A 16,763-nucleotide genomic window follows, 5' to 3' on the forward strand; every position below is an offset into this window, starting at 1 on the left:
TGCTATGCATCGCGGCCGTGACAGAGCTTGTATTTCTTGCCGCTGCCGCAGGGGCACGGTTCATTGCGTCCTATCTTTCGTCCCGCCACCGCCTGATTACGCACGGCGCCCTGGGCGGGCGACGGCTGCGGGCCGACGGCGGGGGGTGCATCGGGGGATGAGCGGAGCGCATCGAACGAGCGCACTTCCGATTTTGATTCCACGCCGCCGGCAAGCGCGGATTCCGGTGTATCGTCGGCGAACTGCTCGGCGGATATGCGCACATGGAAAAGTATCTCTGCGAGCTCACGCTTCATGGACCCCACCATGGCGGCGAACATGCGGAAGCCCTCGAGCTTGTATTCGGTGAGCGGGTTGCGCTCGGCATATCCCCGCAGCCCGATACCCTCACGCAGGCTGTCCATCATGAAGAGATGCTCCTTCCAGCGATTGTCGAGTATCTGAAGGAAGATATGGCGCTCTGCCATGGCGAAGAATTTTGGATTGACCTCGTTGACCTTGGCATCGTAGTGAGCGCGCATACGTTCCTTGAGCGCGGCAAGCATGTGCTCATGGTCATTCGCGAAAAGATCGTCTATCACCGCTTCATCAAGTTTCATATTGTACGCGGTCTCAAGCCAGCGGCGCAGCGCATCCTTGTCCCATCTGCCCCGTTCGCTCGCCGGGCACACTTCCTCAAGCGATGACTCGATGACCTCTTCCATGATCTCTTCAACGCGCGGGCGTATCGATTCCGAAAAAAGGATATTGTTGCGCTCGGCATAGATAGAGATGCGCTGCTGATTCATCACATCGTCATACTCGAGGAGATGTTTGCGTATATCGAAGTTGCGCCCTTCCACTTTGCGCTGCGCACGTTCTATCGATGAGTTCATCCACGGGTGCTCAAGTTCCTCTTCTTCCTTCATGCCCATTGCTATCATCATCTTGGCGATGCGCTCGCTCCCGAAGAGGCGCATGAGATCGTCCTCAAGCGATATGTAGAATGCCGAAAGACCGGGGTCGCCCTGACGCCCGCTTCGTCCGCGCAATTGATTATCGATGCGCCGCGCCTCGTGCCGTTCGCTGCCGACGACGTGAAGTCCGCCGTTCGCGACGACGATCTCCTTGTCGCGCTTGCACTTCTCGCGTATCGCAACGATGGTATCCAGTTTCGCAAGAAGCTCCTCGCTCCCCGTGCGCCGCGCGAGTTCGGCGGCCTCATCGATCTTGTCCGCGATGACGCCGCGCACGAAGCCTTCCTTGTGCGTCTCTATCGATGCTATCTTTTTGGTAAGCTCTTCTTTCTTCCGCGGGTCCTTTTCCTTGAAAGCATGGTTCTTGAGCACGATGAGCACCTGCTCCACTTCGCTCATGCCCTTCTCGATGGGATTGCCCCCGAGCACGATGTCCGTACCGCGGCCGGCCATGTTCGTCGCGAGCGTCACCGATCCGGGTTCGCCCGCCACGGCGACTATCTTCGCTTCGCGCGCATGGTTCTTCGCGTTCAGCATCTCGAATTTCACGCCCTGCCTGCGGAACACCGCAGCGAGCGCTTCGTTCATCTCAACGGAAATAGTGCCGACGAGCACGGGCTTCCCCGCATCCTGAAGCGTTTTGATATAAAGCGCAAGCGCATCGAATTTCGCCTTGCGCGTGCGGTATATCCTGTCCGAAAGGTCATTGCGTATCACGTTCTTGTTCGGCGGTATGGCGATGACATCGAGATTGTATATCTTGACGAATTCCTCGGCTTCCGTCTCCGCCGTGCCCGTCATACCCGAGAGTTTGTGATACATGCGGAAATAGTTCTGATAGGTGACCGTCGCATACGTCTGTGATTCGTTCTGTATCGCCACACGCTCCTTCGCCTCGATGGCCTGATGGAGCCCGTCGCTGTAGCGGCGCCCTTCGAGGATACGGCCGGTGAACTCATCGACGATGAGCACCTGTCCGTCCTGCACGACATAGTCCACATCGTGCTTGAAGAGCTTATGCGCCTTCAATGCCTGATTGACGTGATGCACCACATCGACCGAACGGCTCCCGTAGAGGTTCTCAAGACCGAGGAGCTTTTCCACGGTGGCGACACCCTGTTCGGTGAGGTATGCGTTCTTGTCCTTTTCATCGACGACATAATCGCCCGAGCCCGCTACCTCGTTCTTGCGGTTATCGACCTGGGCCTCTTTGAGCGTGGGGATTATCTTGTCTATCTCATAATAGAGCTTGACATTCTTTTCCGCCGGACCGGATATGATGAGCGGTGTGCGTGCTTCGTCGATGAGGATGGAGTCCACTTCGTCGACGATGGCATAGTAGTACGGCCGCTGCACCTTGTCCTCGGCGCGCATGACCATGTTGTCGCGGAGATAGTCGAACCCGAATTCGCTGTTCGTGCCGTAGGTTATATCCGCGCGGTAGGCGGCGCGGCGTTCGGGAGAATGCGGCTGGCTCTTGTCGATGACATCGACGGAAAGCCCGAGCATGGTGTATATCGGTCCCATCCATTCCGCGTCGCGTCGTGCCAGGTAATCGTTGACGGTGACCACATGGACGCCGAGCCCGGTAAGCGCATTGAGATATACCGGGAGCGTTGCGACAAGCGTCTTTCCCTCACCGGTGCGCATCTCGGAGATCTTCCCTTCATGGAGGACGATGCCGCCGACCATCTGCATATCGAAGTGACGCATCCCCGTGGTACGCCGTGATGCCTCGCGCACGGCGGCGAACGCTTCCGGGAGAATGTCGTTCAGTGCCGCTGAAAGACGCTTTTTTTCTTCCGGTTTCGACAGATCGAGCGTATCAATATCGGTGCCGAGCGTTTCGCGCAGTCGCGATCGGAATTCGGCCGTTTTCGCCCCCAAGGCCTCATCAGAAAGCGCCTTCATCGCCTCTTCGTGAGAATTGATCCTCTCGACAACGGGCAGGATGCGCTTGATATCGTTCTTACTTTTATCGCCGAAAATGAGCTTTAATACGGAATCTACCGCAGACATGTGTATCCTCGCTTGTGGGGCTTCATAGCCCGAGAGGGATACAGGATACCATACATGGACAAAAAAGAAAGGGTATGCACCGCCCTATCGTATCGACCCCTCATGGTAGCGGCGGCGGAATTCGAGCGGCGAAAGCCCCGTACGGCGGTGGAATATACGTGAGAAATAGTTCGGGTCCCTGAAGTTGAGCGTAAAGGCGATATCGCGCACCGAAAGCGTGTGATCGGCAAGGAGCTCCTTGGCGCGGCTTATGCGCGAAAGCAGGATGTAATTCCAGGGAGATATCCCGGTCAGCTGCTTGAACTTGCGTATGAAATGATATTTGGAATAGCCGAAGCGCCTGGCGATCTCGCCCACGCTCGCTGCGCGGTAATCGACGGCACCGAGTATGCCCGCATCCGGTATGTCGCGGGCGAACGGCGCCTGTTTCAGCTTCACGAGAAGATCGATGAGGCGTACGGCCGCCGTAAGCGCATTATCGAAACCCTTCTTCCTGATAAGCTGCATGATGCGGCTGATATCGATGCGCACCGCTTTATTATCGCCGATCGCGAGCACGGGGCGTGCGATGCTGATCCGTGCGAATGACAGGAGCGTCTTTGCGTAGGGACCGAAAAAGTGCACCCACCAGACATCCCATCCATCTTTACCGCAGCGGTACGTATGGGGTATGTTCGGGAACACAAAAAAAACATCGCCGGCCGAAATACCGGCTGACACATCACCGATATGCACGGTACCGCTCCCGGCAACGCAGTACAGAAGCTGATATTCGTCCATGGTCCGGGAAATAACGGCATGGGTGCGTGATACATAATGCCCGGCGATGGTCACCCAAATCCCCAGTGACCGCTCGTCCGGCGACGGGGTATGATGATATCCTTCCATGTGGTCAGCACGTTTTTTCATATCCATACGCGTTCCCATTACGGCATATCCTTTTTCATGCCCAGAAGGGCGTTGCGCGCCTCGAATGAAAAAAGCCCGTCCGGCGCTTCGATAAGGTACGCGGTACATCCGTCGCGTGCCGCTTTATCATTGCCGAGGAGCGCATCCATGACAGCGATGAGATATATCCTCGCCTGTACCGCCTGCGTACCGTTCGGCGTTATACGCGCAAGGGCTCCCCTGAGCGCCGCCGTTCCGGTGGTCATATCGTTCGCCGCGGCCATGAGGCGTATCCTTTCGGGAACGGCATCGGCCGTCATCAGTGACAGGAGTGCCGCCGCACGCCCCGGGGCGTTCTCGGAAACGGACGCACGAAGGTACGGCGCATACCGCTTCAGCGCAGCATCATCCATGCCGCGGTCGGAAAGTATATCGAGCATGCGAAGCGTCTCGGCATGCCATGCCGCGGGAAGCGGCTCTCTCAATGACCTTTCATACTGTATGCCGGCATTGCTGTAATCACCGCTCAGGAAAGAGCGTATCGCCGTGCAATACGGCGTGTATGCGCTTTTCCCCCCAGCGGATGCCATGCCGAGCATCAAACGAGCGATGTCCTCATAATACCACACCGGGGACGACGGCGGCCGCTCCCTGACCGCGTTGAAATACGTGAGCGCATCGCGGTATTCGGCGACACGTACGGACACGATGCCCATGTTGAACGCATCGGAGGGCGGCGGTGTATTGGTATGGACGCGACGATAGAGCGCAAGCGCGAACGCATTGCTTCCTATGTTCATCGCCGCCTTCGCCGCCTTCAGATATTCAGGCGATCGTGCCTTTTCGCTCACGAGGAGCGAATACAAACGCAGATATTCATCATATCGTCCATTGCCGAAGAATGTGCCGATGCGCTGTACTATCACTCCCTCATCGAACGATGTGCTCTTCGCGAAAAGCTCCGCTGCACTGCAGGCACCGGTGAACTGTGCGGCATCGGTCAATACGCTGAAGAGCACCCGATAGTATCGCCGGACATTATCGCGGATCGCGGTATCCGTCGATGTCCGCTCCGCCGCGCGTATATACCGGTCGAAGATCGACACCGCCGTCCTCGCCTGCACATCGCCCGTGATGAATCGCCGAGTGTCGGCATACCCGTCATAGGCTCCGTCGGCAGCGATGCGCTCCGCTATTATCTCGAACGCGCTGCTGTAGTCGGACGAAAGATCGTACGCGGCGAGACGCGCAGTGAATTGTGCCGCATCATACGCCGAAAGCGATGCCATGCTCATCGTGAGGGCGCACGCCAGCGCTGCGCAGTACGCCATCTGTCTTGTTCTTCCTACGAAAGCCATGGCGCCTGCCAGCTTTTTTCCGTATACGCGTGCAGCTCGATGCGGTTGCCGTCGGGATCGCTTATCCATGCCTGCCAGCTCTGGTCGAGGCCCAGTTTCGGGTCGCTCACGGTTACTCCCTTGCCGCGAAGCAAGGCGACAGCCGTGTTGATATCCTCCACCTCAAGACAGATATGCGCATACGACTGCTTGTCCGTCATCGGTGCGACATCGGCCTTTTCGAAAAGCTCGATGAACGTGCGTCCGCTGATCTTGAGATACACCCCGTATCGCTTCCCGTCGGGGTGCTTGAAATCGAAAGCATGGGAAAACCCGAGCTTCTCCACGTAGAAATCGACGGCCCGGGCAAGATCGGCCACGCGAAAACAGATATGAGCCAGTGTCATGTGGTACCTCTTCCCTTTTTTATCTTCGATGCCGTTCGTGAGAACACGGTAAGATCGGCCACGCCGAAAAGAAAACGTTTCGTTCGTATATGCAGGAATCCCGAGCGTTCGGCAAGGACGCGGAACTCTTTCACGCTCAGGTACGCTGCGATGGAATCGCCGAGATAGCGGTATGCATCGACTGCGGCCCGCACGAGCAAACGCGCCACGAGCGGGATGACCAGGCGAACATACGTTCCCTGTACGATGCGGGTGAAGATATTATCCGGGCGGAAGAATTCAAGCACGGCAAGAACGCCGCCTTTCCGGAGCACCCGCGCAGCCTCGGCAAGCACCACGCCATTATCCGTACAGTTGCGTATGCCGAAAGCGACGACCGCGGCATCGAAAGAACCGGCGGCGAACGGCATCTTTTCCGCGGCAGCGCGTACGAGCGTGATATTCCGGACATGCTTCGCTTTGATCTTCCGCCGCGCCTCGGCGAGCATTATCTCCGCATTATCGATGCCGACGATCGCCGGAGCACCCGTTGCTGCTGCAGACAGTGCGCAGGCGACATCGGCCGTTCCGGTAGCGATATCGAGCACGCGTGCGGCGGTACGCGGAACAGCGCGGACAAGGGAACGCCGCCATCCGCGGTCGATGCCGAAGGTCATGATACGGTTCATGACATCATAGCGCGCAGCGATGCGGTTGAAGATGCCTCGGATGCGTTCGCGTTCTTCAGCGGCCATTGTTCATTCCCCGTACATCATCCCTGTAATGATAATAAAAATCACGAAGCCGCGGCGTAAATCCTGCCGCCGTAATGACTTCGCGAAGCGTTCTCTCATCGGTCGTATGCGCCGTGCCTGCGGCGCGGACGACATTCTCTTCCAGCATGACGCTTCCCATATCGTTGGCACCGAAAAAAAGCGCCATCTGTCCGAGATGAAGCCCCTGCGTAAGCCAGGATGCCTGGACGTTCGGGATATTATCGAGCACAAGGCGCGATAGGGCGAGCGTGCGAAGATACGATTCGCCGCTGTACGGTGCCGACGGCGCGAGCGTACGGCTCCCGCCCTGATACGTCCACGGTATGAACGCGACGAAGCCATCGGTCTCATCCTGCAATTCACGCAGCCGAAGCATATGCGTAATGCGGTCCTCCTCGCTTTCCCCGAAACCGAACATCATCGTCGCGGACGCTTTCAAGCCGAGTGTGTGTGCGGTACGCATGACGGATATCCATTCATCCGCCGTACACTTTTTCGGCGAAACACGCGCACGCACCGCATCGACGAGTATTTCTGCGCCGCCGCCGGGGAGCGAATCGAGGCCGGCATCGATGAAGACCTTCAGTACTTCGGCCACACTTTTCCCTGACAATCGTGAAAAATGGATGATCTCCGGGGGCGAGAACGCATGTATCTGCATGTCGGGGAATCGCTCAGCGAGCGTGCGTATCATCGCTACATAGCGCTCGAACGGAATGTCCGTGCGCATGCCGCCCTGCAGCAGTATCTGATCGGCGTTCTGTTCCCGCGCTTCCCCGGTACGTGCGGCAAGCTCATCGTCCGTGAGAAAATAGCCGCCGCGTTCGCGGTAATAGTAACAGAACGAACAGCCGCATTCGCATACGTCGGTATAATTGATATTGCGGTCGATATGGTAGGTCACGACAGCCGGGTCGGTCGCTTTCCGCCTCGCATCATCGGCCATACGTCCGAGCGAGAGTATCGGTGTTCGAAGAAGATCCAATGCGTCCGTTCGGGTAATGCGTGCCATGTATCAGCGCCTGAGAAAGCCCTTGCCCCAGACCTTGTAGGAACCGGCAAGATAATCGACGGCGGAATACGCGGTATACACGGTGATGAGAGCGAATGTCCAGAATATGATGCTTTCATACGGAATGAACGTACGCGCCTGATCGGCGATATTGCCGAAGGGATTGTAGCGCACAAGGTCGACAAGAATGACGATGAACGTGCCCGCCGCCTGTACGACGGCCTTTACCTTGCCGCTTATGCGCGCAGCCATTGCCGTTCCCTTAAGACCGCTCAGTGTACGCACGACGCTCACGAGCGAATCGCGGTAGAAGAACACGAGGAGCATCCACAGCGGGAGATATCCGAGCGCGGTGAACGCGGCGAATATGCTGAACCGATAGAAACTGTCCGCGAACGGATCGAAGACCTTGCCCGTGTCGGATACGCTCTTCATCGCGCGGGCCGCCATACCGTCGAACATATCGGTAAGCTCAGCGATGACGATGAGCACGAGCGACACGATGCGTGCGGTGAATATCGGCCACCCGAAGGCATCGAGAAAGAAGCTCCCCGCGATGATCGGCGCGAGCACGACGCGGGAGAGCGTTATGATGTTCGCGTAATTGAGAGAAAAGCGCTTCGCCGGCCGTTTTTTTTTCATCGGACCGTCCCCGAGCTCGGTGCGAGATAGTACGATGCAGGCTTGAGAAGCATATCACGCACGGATGCATCGATACGATACATGGTGTCCTCATCGGCGCGTTTCGCGAACGCGTCCTTCCCGTCGCCCGCAACGTAAAGCTCGCGCTTGGTGTTGTCCTCAAGCTTCATGAGAACATGCACCGCGCGTTCCGGTATTCCATAGTCGGCCGCCCGTGCGCCGTCAGGGGTGAATCCCGCTGCACGCAGTTGTTCGATACCCTGCACGAGCTCGAACACCTTGTTAAGATCAAGCGTGCCCGCCATCGATGATGTCCAGTTGGTACGGCTCTGCCGCTTGAAGGTGATAGCGCCGACCGTGAGCATCATCACATCACGCGCGGTGATCGCGAGAAAATCCTTCGCGCGGAGATCATCGATCGATTTCTTGAGCGCCTCGACGAATATCGCCTCAACGACGAACATATCGCCGCCCTCGCGCACATAGATGCCCTCTCCGTCGAAGGCGAGCGCGCCCGCTTCAAGCATATGTTCGCGCATCCCTTCCCATACGTAAAAACGCATGCGCGGCGACGAAAGGCCGTAACTATCCACGAGCGCACGGTTCGTTATCGAGGCACGTATGGCGAGCGAATTGAAATTCTTTATGTTCGCGAGCGCTTCCATCGGGTCGGCGGGGTAGTTCGCCGGCGAGGTGATCCGCCAAGTGTTCCTGATCTTTGCAGCGGTAATATCGTTCCCGCCGTAGATAAGACGGAATTTCGAAACGGCATCCTCTTTGAGCGTAAATATCGCCGTGCGCGGCGCACTCTTCGATGCGATAGCCTTGCGTATGCGGGGAATGGCGATGACAGCCGCGATGAGGAGCGCAAGCACGAGGAGCATCATGATAAGACGGCGGAAATATCCGTTCGCTGCCATATCCTACTCTATGACCTGCGGAATGAGTATGGCGCCGTTCTCGCTCTCGGGGGCGAGCGATGAAACGGTATCCGTCGGGAGCGACGGCGTATTGGCATCTGCGCGGCGTATATTGTGCACATCGACGGCATGATAGGTCGGCGGGACGTCAGCAGTATCAAGCTCGTTAATCTTTTCCACGAAGGCGACGATGTCCTTCACCTGCGCGGTGAGTTTGTCCGCTTCGTCGCCGGAAAGTTCGAGCCGTGAAAGCTTCGCTACCTTCGCGATTGTTTCTTTTGTTATTTCCATTGCATGCTCCGAATCGTTCGTAATTATAGGAGAAAACATGCAATTGTCAACGAGAAAAACAGCGCAAAAAAGATATAATCCGCCCCAAAGAACGCTCCGATAATGACATTGTACCCCGCGGAGGCGCTATGATAGACACAATACGGGCACAGGCCATGGAATTATCCGCCAATCACAAGGTCGATGCAGCGCTGCGCCGTCACCATGACGGCTTCAAGCTTCCCGCTGGCAGCAAAGCCTCCGAACTGACACGCCTCAAGGGCGCCGCGGAACAGATGGAATCGATATTCGTCAAAAAAATGCTCGACTCCATGCGGGCGTCGGTGCACAAGGAAAAGTTCATCGACGGCGGCATGGCCGAGAACATCTTCGAGGACATGCTCTACGACGAATATGCAACCACTATGTCGAAAACAAAATCGATCGGCATCGCCGATATGATAGTAAAACAGATGGAACGCTACCTCTAGCATCCCCGATCACGAAGCCTCGCATTGTATCCCCTTGTATTCTCTGCCCCCCTCGGTGATCCCCGAGGTCGCTTTTTTTTCTTATATGGATCTTGCCGCGATTGACTCAATCGTATACCATGGTATTATTACCCTGCACATCATGTCAAACGTAAAGAACATAGCGACGACGAACCGGGTGAACACCGTTTCGAACTGGATGAGCTTTGCGCGCATCCTCCTTACTCCGTTCGCCATTTATTGCATGTACACCGGCCGCTGGCAGTTCGTCATCGGCATCTGCGTGCTCATGGCGGTGACCGATTTCCTCGACGGCTTTCTTGCACGCGCGCTCGATCAGGTCTCCTCGCTCGGCAAAGTGCTCGACCCCATCGCCGATAAGATAAGCATCTCAACGCTCATGATCGCCTTCGCGTTCATACGGAAGCTCGACCCCGTCTTTCTCGGGCTTATCGGCCTCATATTCGTCAGGGATATCATCACCATCTATCTCGCCGCACGCATCATCAACCGTGAAGGATTTATCCCGCCGCCGAGCATCTTCGGCAAGCTCGCGGTGTTCGCGCTCGCAATAACGTTCTTCCTCATCATCAGCGGCGTTACGGAAAGATATTCGTTCATCGGCTTCCTATTCGCGGGAATTTCCTACGCGCTCATCATCGTCACCGCCGTTCACTATCTCATCACCTATGTCTGCAAACGAAACCCCTAGCGCCGTCATCATCGGTGCCGGCGGCGTCCTTGGTCATGCACTTACACGCGAGCTCGCGCATCAGTATCACGTCATCCGTACGCGACGGACACCGGCAGCGGACGATGACGCCGAAACGGCGCTCGATCTTGCGGACCGCACATCATGCGATTCGTTCACGGATACGCTTCGCGGGAAACACATTGCCGCGCTCATCTTCAATGCCGCACGGAGCGATGACGCGCTCATCATGCGTCAATCCCCCGCAGTATTCGCCGATGCCGTGGATACCTACGTACTCGCGCTTCACCGCATCATCACCGCTCTTACCGGCGAACTTTCCGGCGGGAGCATCGTGCTCATTGCATCGCTCGTGGGAATGCGCGGCGGGCGCGGGCAGGCGGTATACGCGGCGGTAAAAGGCGCGCTCATCGGTTATGCAAAAGGAACGGCGGCGGCACTGGCAGCGCATGATATCCGCATCAACGCGGTGCTGCCGGGGCTCTTCCGCTCGCATATCAATGAAGGGATCGATGATGCTGCGTTCAGATCAATGATCGCCGAGAACGCGCTCAAGCGCGAGCAGGATGTCGATGAGATCGCGCGCTTTGTTCGCTTCCTCTCCGGCATGAAGAACGCGAGCGGGCAGGTGTTCAATCTCGACAGCAGGATAACCTGATCATTCCACTATTATCGCAACGCGGCATTCTTTCATCGCCGCAAGAAGCGTCCTATTGCCGAGGACGATACGCCCGTCGTCCGGGGCGATGACCAGATCGCATTTCTTCGCGCCGCGAACGCGCCATGCCGTCACGAAGAACGGCGCATAGCCGAAGCGTGTTCCCTTAAGCCGCTTCTCTATGTCCTTCGTCGCACGGCGGATAGCCTCGTCGATGGTGGTCGCCTTATTGTTCACCGAGGTGCGCATATGCATCGTCCGGTCAATGCTTTCAGCAACGCTCTTCGCCCACCGGGTTTTTTCCGCGGATGCGTCGAACACCTCGAGCGCGCGCTCCTTCTTGCGCAGATCGCGCTCAAGGAGTATCGGCTTCAGTGCGCGGGCAAGCGCATGCAGTTCGCGCAGCTTTTCCATATCACTGATGTAGTCATTGTCGATCCCGGATGAGGAAAGATATGACACAAGCCCATGGCGGGACACGGAAGCACCGTCGGCATAGGCAATGCCGTAAATGAGCGTCCCCGCGGTATCATAGATCGCCGGCAGAAGCGCACACTCCGCGTTCACATCATGTGCATCGATGATAAGCGAGGTAAAATTGGTGCCAGCTTCCTGATAGGTCTTCGGGGTGACCGTTCCGGTACGGGCGAGAGCGTCGTTCAGCGTGCTCTCACGGGTGATCGCGATGAGATTGTCCGCACCGAGAAGCGGTACACTGAGCCGCACCGACACCGCCTCGTTCGTAAGGAAATTCACCGATACGAGCGAATAGCGGGAAAGCGAGCGCAGGATGCGGCGATTGACCTCGGATGATGCTGCAAGGTCGCCCACGGTCGTATCGGCGGAAACGATGATGCCGGATGCTGAGGCGAGAAGATTCGCGGCGGCGGTCTCTTCGGCCGTTCGCTGCGTACGGATGCGTACCGCCTGGAGCGGACCATCGACCTTCGCCTGAGCCTTTCCCTCGGCGTACATCGTATATTCACTGAAGACTATCTCACCGCGGGACAATATCCTGGTGAGCGTCCGGTGAGCGGGAGCGCTCCCCAGAAGAAGTGAACAGGCAAGGAATACGAAAGCACAAAGGTACTTGTGCAAGCACTTGTGCAAGCACCTGTGCATTATCATACCCCCCTCCGGATATCTTAAGCCTTATCCACCAGGAACAATGTCTGGTTCTGCGCCACCGGCTGTCCGTTCGTCATCAATATCTTGTGTATGCGTCCTTTGACGCCGGCCTTCAGCTCGTTCATCATCTTCATCGCTTCGACGATGCACACGACGGTATTCTCATTGACAACATCTCCTACCTTCACGTAGGGCGGTGTATCGGGCGATGATGCCGCATAGAAGGTCCCGACTATGGGCGAGGCGATCTTCTGATATTTGCTGTCATCGTCCACAGGGGCCGCCGGCTTTACCTCTTCGCGTATCGCCGCCGGGGCTGCCGCGGGCGCCGCCGTCACCGGCGTATGCACGACCGTCTGCACCGTCTGGCCGACATTGCGCTTCATCGTAAGGGTAAGTCCGTTGAGCTCAAGATGGAGCTCGGTCACATCGTTCTTCGAGAAAAAGTCCGCATAATCCTTGACGGTATCGGTACCCATTCCGAAGATATCAGCTTTTTTTGCCATTGTCATTCCTCTTATTTTGATAGCCATGCCCGTATGCGGGCGATCGCTTTTTCTATCGTTGCCATCGATGTCGCATAGGAGAAGCGTATGTACCCCGGCGCACCGAATTCCTCGCCCGGCACGCAGGCGATAAGCTCATCTTCGAGCATTCCCTTTGCAAGTTCCTGCGTTGTCGTGTATACCTTTCCGCTGATGGCCTTTCCGAGCACGCCTTTGAAATTGGGAAGTATATAGAACGCGCCGTCGGGCTTCGTGCAGGTAACCCCGGGTATCGTACGCATCCCGGCGACGAACACATCGCGCCGCTTCTCGAATTCAGCACGCATCATGTTCACCGCATCCTCGGGGCCGGTTATCGCTGCAACCGTTGCGTCCATGCAGAACGTCGTCGGGTTCGATGTGGAGTGGCTCTGGATATTTCCCACGGCACTGATGAGGTCGGCCGGCCCGAGTATATACCCGATGCGATAACCGGTCATCGCATAGCTTTTCGATGCGCCGTTGACGAGTATCGTATGCTCGCGCACTTTTTCTGAAAGCGTCGCAAGGCATACATGCTGTCGCCCGTAGATATTGTTCTCATAGATCTCATCATAGATGATATACACGCCGCGCGACACGCATGCATCGGCAATAGCGGTAAGTTCTTCCTTCGTGTACACGCTCCCGGTGGGATTTGACGGCGAATTGAGCACGAGCGCTTTCGTCCGCTTCGTGATCGCCTTCTCTATCTCTGCTGCGCTCACACGGAAGTCGGTGGTATCATCGGCGGTCACGACAACGACCGTTCCGCCGGCCATCTCTATCTGCGGCGGATAGCTCACCCAGTACGGTGCGGGGAGTATCACCTCATCGCCCGGATCGATGATCGCCTGAAAGATATTGTAGAGCGAATGCTTCGCCCCCGCATTGATGACGATCTCTTTTACCGAATAGGAGAGCCCGTATTTCTTTTTGTAGTAACCGCTCACCGCCTGCTTCAATTCCGGCGTTCCGCTTGCGGGCGAATACTTCGTTCGTCCATTATTGAGCGCGGTTATCGTGGCATCGACGATATGGCGCGGTGTCGGAAAATCCGGTTCCCCGACGCCGAAATCCAACACGTCCTTCCCCGCAGCGGCCAATTCCTTCGCACGGGCGGATATCGCGAGCGTTGCTGACGGCTTGAGCGCCATGGCACGTTGGGCCAATTTCACAAGTGACTCCTCGTATAAGTAGCGAAAGCATTCTAGCAAAATACCGTGATTTGTCAACATTCGCACGGCCGAAAAACACCGCTTTTTTCACGGCACCTCATTGAAATATGCGCCGGACTGTGGTAGCATAGTAAACATAACTCGCCCAGGGTGGACGATGGATACTGTAACTGCCGAACCGTTCCTGAAGGAAGCGCTCATCGCCTATATTGGCAATAAGCGCCGGCTCATCCCGTTCATACGCTCCGTCATTGCACCGCTCCTGCCGTCGCTCCCCGCAAAGCCCACATTCCTCGACCCCTTCTCCGGGAGCGGCAGCGTCTCACGGCTTGCGCGCGCCATGGGCTTCACCGTGCATGCGAACGACTGGGAATATTATTCCTATGTCATGAACCGTCCGCACATGACGCTCTCCGCCGGCGACGAATCGCTTTTGTTCGATCATATCGGCGGGCTTTCCGCCGTGCTCCATCATTTCAACACACTGCCGGCAGTACCGCCCGACGACGAGTACCTCGCCGCCTATTACGCGCCTGAGAGCGACGAACACCCGGATATCGTCAACGAGCGGATGTTCTATACGCGCCGCAATGCGAAACGCCTCGATGCGATGCGCACGGAACTTGAACGGATGCGTGCGCTCGGCACCATCGGCGAGGATGCGTTCTACTATCTCCTCGCTGCCATCGTGTATGAGGCGGCCACGCACGCCAATACCTCCGGCGTATTCAAGGGGTTCCATGCCGGTTTCGGCGGCAAGGGCAAGGATGCGCTTGTCCGGATACTCGGCGAGGTTTCGCTCAAGCCGCTCCCCCTCATCGATGCCGCACGCGGCACGGTCACGCAGGAGGATGCCGCAACCCTTCTCCGTTCGCATTCGGGCGCGCACTACGACATCGTGTATCTCGATCCGCCGTACAATCAGCATCAGTACGGGAGCAATTATCATCTCCTCAATACCATAGCGCTCTGGGATAAACCGCCGGTCAATAAACAGATATTCATCGACGGGAAAAAGACGAATAAAAGCGCCATACGCAGCGACTGGGTGAAGACACGCTCGGCGTACTGCTATCGGCAAACGGCCCTCGCCGCGTTCCGCGACTGCATTGATGGGATAGACGCACGCACCATATTGCTGAGCTATTCTTCCGACGGGATCATTTCGGAAAAGGATATCACAGCCGTTCTATCGGCAAAGGGGGAGGTCTCCATGGTATCGAACGAGTACACACGCTATCCCGGCGCACGAAAATCCATCGTGAACCGGACCAGGAACGTCGAACATCTGTTCGTCGTCAACACCGAACGACGGCATACGCCGCGCCGCATCAACGGCGGGAAAGTACCGCTGGAAAAGCTCCGCCTTGCCTTGACGCGCACCTTCCTCCCCGAGAGCGATCATGCCGTGTTCCACGGGTCGGGAAGGACGATACCCATACAGCTTTCGCATCGCCTCTTTGCGGTGAACACCGAGGAAGTGCTCACGCTCCTTACGGACGCCCCAGCGACGATCATCGATGATGTCCTTGCATTCGTCATGGAACGTACTGCGGCGAACGCCCACCAGGAGATAATGTGCTATCTGCGCGTGCTCACCGGTGCCGCCTACATCGACGACGCCATGGCCACCATTCTCGCGCGCATCCCGCGGCTGTACGCGCGGTTCTCCGGCAGCCGGGATAAAGCGGATTTCGTTTCCATTACGCAGGAGATAAGCACCTTCATCTCCGACCGCCTCTCACGCCGCGACTACGCCGTCATCCCTGCCGCCGGCGCTGTTATCGATATCGCGCGGGAGAAGATACATGATCGATACCTCGACCATACGAACGCTCAATTCGTCACGCATCTCATGCACGGCATTGAAACGGCGATGCGCGCCGTCACTGTTTAGGTACATGCCATGGGAATAGCTATCGCGATAGCGACCATCGGCCCGGTGGCGACGAACTGCTATATCGCCGGGAACGATACCGAAGCGGTGGTGATCGATCCCGCGTCCGGCACGAGCGATGACGAGGAAATAATCGTTTCGCTTGTCGGCACGCGTGCGGTGAGCGCCATTCTCATCACGCACGGACATTTCGATCATATCGCAGGGCTTGATACGATCCGAAAGCGATACGCATCGGCGCCGGTATATATCCATGAGAAAGACGCGATCATGCTCACGAGCGCACAGCATAATCTGTCATCAGCGTTCGGCATCGATATCGCATTCGCGGATGCGGATAAAAAAATAGCGGACGGCGATGTCATACATGCCGGAAGCATGACCTTTTCCGTCCTGCATACCCCCGGACATACACCCGGTTCGGTGTGCTATGCCATCGAAGATGTTCTATTCTGCGGCGATACGCTTTTCGCGTTCGGCATCGGCAGGACGGACTTTCCCGGCGGCGACGGCGAGCTCATCATCTCGTCGATCAAGGAAAAACTATTCACATTGCCGCCGGAGACGCATCTCTATCCGGGACATGACAGCGATTTCACCATAGCGGAAAGAATGAAAGCGGATATGTAATGGGCGGTTTCGGGCAGACAAAAGGCCTCCGCCAATGCCGTGTGCCTGTCCGTTTGCACCTGACCGAAGTCAGGGTGGGCTCTCGCATGATGACATCTGCCCGCTCTATACCGCACGCGCGTAGCACATTCGGCGAGTCCGGCATCAGTCATCAGATGTAAAGATCCCTTTTAATGTTCATTAAGGTGCAAACTTGCTCACGCATCGCGAACACCACAGAGGCCTAGGTACAATATACTATCGGGGGAATTGAATGTCAAACGGCGCTCCGCGCCGGTGTGTGGCTTTCTATTGTGGTAACGCAGCGAAATAATTGCAAATGGCTATGGTTAGCCAGAC

General features: G+C 56.9%; 17 protein-coding genes and 1 other RNA gene. 5 read left to right on the plus strand and 13 right to left on the minus strand.

The genetic code is table 11. From position 1 onward, the window contains the following. Positions 1–2 precede the first annotated feature (2 nt). From secA to gatC, 9 genes are all read right to left on the minus strand, one after another. Entirely contained in the window at positions 3–2,975 is a 2,973-nt protein-coding gene (gene secA, locus AABZ39_16900) for a preprotein translocase subunit SecA (protein ID MEK6796459.1), read from the minus strand. 84 nt (positions 2,976–3,059) lie between these two features. Continuing rightward, positions 3,060–3,902 (minus strand): AraC family transcriptional regulator, encoded by an 843-nt coding sequence (locus AABZ39_16905; protein ID MEK6796460.1) that lies wholly within the window; start codon positions 3,900–3,902, stop codon positions 3,060–3,062. Then, a complete protein-coding gene (locus AABZ39_16910) occupies positions 3,902–5,194 on the minus strand; it encodes a hypothetical protein (protein ID MEK6796461.1) in 1,293 nt (430 codons plus the stop codon). Before AABZ39_16910 ends, AABZ39_16905 begins: the two co-directional genes overlap by 1 nt. Before the next feature lie 14 nt (positions 5,195–5,208). Continuing rightward, positions 5,209–5,607 (minus strand): VOC family protein, encoded by a 399-nt coding sequence (locus tag AABZ39_16915; GenBank protein ID MEK6796462.1) that lies wholly within the window; start codon positions 5,605–5,607, stop codon positions 5,209–5,211. Then, positions 5,604–6,341, minus strand: a complete 738-nt coding sequence (locus AABZ39_16920; GenBank protein ID MEK6796463.1) for a ubiquinone/menaquinone biosynthesis methyltransferase — start codon at positions 6,339–6,341, stop codon at positions 5,604–5,606. Before AABZ39_16920 ends, AABZ39_16915 begins: the two co-directional genes overlap by 4 nt. After that, positions 6,331–7,374, minus strand: a complete 1,044-nt coding sequence (locus tag AABZ39_16925) for a CofH family radical SAM protein (protein ID MEK6796464.1) — start codon at positions 7,372–7,374, stop codon at positions 6,331–6,333. Before AABZ39_16925 ends, AABZ39_16920 begins: the two co-directional genes overlap by 11 nt. A 3-nt stretch (positions 7,375–7,377) precedes the next feature. Beyond that, positions 7,378–8,016, minus strand: a complete 639-nt coding sequence (locus AABZ39_16930) for a CDP-alcohol phosphatidyltransferase family protein (GenBank protein MEK6796465.1) — start codon at positions 8,014–8,016, stop codon at positions 7,378–7,380. Next, complete coding sequence (locus tag AABZ39_16935; GenBank protein ID MEK6796466.1) at positions 8,013–8,936, minus strand: DUF4340 domain-containing protein; 924 nt, start codon at positions 8,934–8,936, stop codon at positions 8,013–8,015. Before AABZ39_16935 ends, AABZ39_16930 begins: the two co-directional genes overlap by 4 nt. Before the next feature lie 3 nt (positions 8,937–8,939). After that, positions 8,940–9,227, minus strand: coding sequence for an Asp-tRNA(Asn)/Glu-tRNA(Gln) amidotransferase subunit GatC (gatC, locus tag AABZ39_16940; GenBank protein ID MEK6796467.1), 288 nt, complete (start codon positions 9,225–9,227; stop codon positions 8,940–8,942). Positions 9,228–9,355: 128 nt separating this feature from the next. On the opposite strand from gatC, the gene AABZ39_16945 reads away from it, so the two are divergent. The 3 genes from AABZ39_16945 (at position 9,356) to AABZ39_16955 (ending at position 11,067) form a co-directional block, all read left to right on the plus strand. Next, positions 9,356–9,697, plus strand: coding sequence for a rod-binding protein (locus AABZ39_16945; GenBank protein MEK6796468.1), 342 nt, complete (start codon positions 9,356–9,358; stop codon positions 9,695–9,697). Positions 9,698–9,839: 142 nt separating this feature from the next. Then, positions 9,840–10,409 (plus strand): CDP-alcohol phosphatidyltransferase family protein, encoded by a 570-nt coding sequence (locus tag AABZ39_16950; GenBank protein MEK6796469.1) that lies wholly within the window; start codon positions 9,840–9,842, stop codon positions 10,407–10,409. Then, complete coding sequence (locus tag AABZ39_16955) at positions 10,387–11,067, plus strand: SDR family oxidoreductase (GenBank protein MEK6796470.1); 681 nt, start codon at positions 10,387–10,389, stop codon at positions 11,065–11,067. Before AABZ39_16950 ends, AABZ39_16955 begins: the two co-directional genes overlap by 23 nt. On the opposite strand, the gene AABZ39_16960 is transcribed toward AABZ39_16955, so the two are convergent. The 3 genes from AABZ39_16960 to AABZ39_16970 are packed head-to-tail and all read right to left on the minus strand — an operon-like array spanning position 11,068 to position 13,897. Continuing rightward, positions 11,068–12,165, minus strand: coding sequence for a hypothetical protein (locus AABZ39_16960; protein ID MEK6796471.1), 1,098 nt, complete (start codon positions 12,163–12,165; stop codon positions 11,068–11,070). Positions 12,166–12,212: 47 nt separating this feature from the next. Then, positions 12,213–12,701 (minus strand): acetyl-CoA carboxylase biotin carboxyl carrier protein, encoded by a 489-nt coding sequence (accB, locus tag AABZ39_16965; protein MEK6796472.1) that lies wholly within the window; start codon positions 12,699–12,701, stop codon positions 12,213–12,215. Between the two features lie 11 nt (positions 12,702–12,712). Then, positions 12,713–13,897, minus strand: a complete 1,185-nt coding sequence (locus AABZ39_16970; protein MEK6796473.1) for a pyridoxal phosphate-dependent aminotransferase — start codon at positions 13,895–13,897, stop codon at positions 12,713–12,715. A gap of 157 nt (positions 13,898–14,054) precedes the next feature. Between AABZ39_16970 and AABZ39_16975 the strand changes: the two genes are divergently transcribed. Both AABZ39_16975 and AABZ39_16980 read left to right on the plus strand, forming a co-directional pair. Continuing rightward, positions 14,055–15,794: a DNA adenine methylase gene (locus tag AABZ39_16975; GenBank protein MEK6796474.1), complete on the plus strand. Its 1,740-nt coding sequence runs from the start codon at positions 14,055–14,057 to the stop codon at positions 15,792–15,794. Between the two features lie 9 nt (positions 15,795–15,803). After that, positions 15,804–16,424 (plus strand): MBL fold metallo-hydrolase, encoded by a 621-nt coding sequence (locus AABZ39_16980; protein ID MEK6796475.1) that lies wholly within the window; start codon positions 15,804–15,806, stop codon positions 16,422–16,424. Between the two features lie 21 nt (positions 16,425–16,445). Here AABZ39_16980 and ssrS read toward each other — a convergent pair. Next, a non-coding RNA gene (ssrS, locus tag AABZ39_16985) (6S RNA) lies at positions 16,446–16,649 on the minus strand. Positions 16,650–16,763: the final 114 nt, after the last annotated feature.

The sequence above is a fragment of the Spirochaetota bacterium genome (assembly GCA_038043445.1).
Classification (GTDB): Bacteria; Spirochaetota; Brachyspiria; order Brachyspirales; family JACRPF01; genus JBBTBY01.